General features: G+C 44.7%; 1 protein-coding gene. It reads right to left on the reverse strand.

All coding sequences use genetic code 11. The features are described 5' to 3' along the window. Positions 1-30: 30 nt before the first annotated feature. Positions 31-954, reverse strand: coding sequence for an IS30 family transposase (locus IEU71_RS10105; RefSeq protein ID WP_004914844.1), 924 nt, complete (start codon positions 952-954; stop codon positions 31-33). Positions 955-1,055 lie beyond the last annotated feature (101 nt).

Here is a 1,055-nt window from a genome sequence, read left to right on the forward strand (position 1 = left end):
GGCAGATTGCAAGAAATAACTTGAACGAATTTAGTGACGTAGATTAAGCAAGAAGATCTCGATTGGTGTGTGCCAGTTAAGACATTTAAGTGGTCGGGAATTCAGATACCAATTGATTTGAACCAGCTGGCGATCGCTCAGATCTTCAATGGCTTGTCCCTTGGGAATAAACCGTCGCAAAACTCGATTACGGTTCTCATTACTACCGCGTTCGTGCGGTGAATAGGCATGGGCAAAGTAAACCTGAGTACCCGTTAGCTGTTCAATTGCCTGATAGTTAGCGAACTCTTTCCCATGATCCACGGTAAGCGTCTTGAGCTTGTCTTGAAGTTGACTAGCTAGTTCAAGTACGGCTTGAGTCATGGACTGACTGTCGCGACCATGGAGCCGTTTAACAATTGTCAGGCGACTCTTACGCTCCACAAAAGTAGCTACAGCTTGACCTTTACGTTTGCCAGAAAGTACGGTATCAGCTTCAAAGTGGCCGAATTCCTGGCGAGTTTCGACTTTATGAGGACGCTCCTCAATTGAGCGGCCGTGACTGAACGTACCACGCTTTTCTTTAGCACGATGACGACGAATTCCATGATCAGGCAAATCAGGCAACTGTATATCAAGCCAGCCTTGATCAATCCAGTTATAGACCGTCTTGTAGGCAATCCCAACCACATGGGCAACTTGTTCAGGGGACCACTTCTGGACTTGAATCTTTTCCTCGACCAAGTGTTTAAGGTTTTTAGTGAGCGAAGACTTCCGCCCCCGTTGACTAACCTTTCGTTCAAAGTCAGTTTGCGCTAGCTCAGCTTGATACTCACTATTTAGCCGGTGAAGTTCGTTAAAGATGGTGGTCTTACTAAAGCCTAAGTAGTTAGCGATGTATCGCAAGGAACGTCCTTCATTATGAAGCGTTTCAATGACAACACGGTTCTGGAATGATAAAATAGTGGTGCCCATTAAGGTCCTTCTTTCTAATGGAATGTTGTGGTAACACCATTAAAGACCTTGATGGGTTTTTCTGTCCACTTAAATGTTCAACTTAAATTTTACAATCTGCC

Source organism: Leuconostoc falkenbergense, from assembly GCF_014634805.1.
Lineage (GTDB): Bacteria > Bacillota > Bacilli > Lactobacillales > Lactobacillaceae > Leuconostoc > Leuconostoc falkenbergense.

Excerpts from the sequence above, each read along its gene's own strand:
- IEU71_RS10105 (WP_004914844.1), bottom strand. The coding sequence starts at position 954 with ATGGGCACCACTATTTTATCATTCCAGAACCGTGTTGTCATTGAAACG.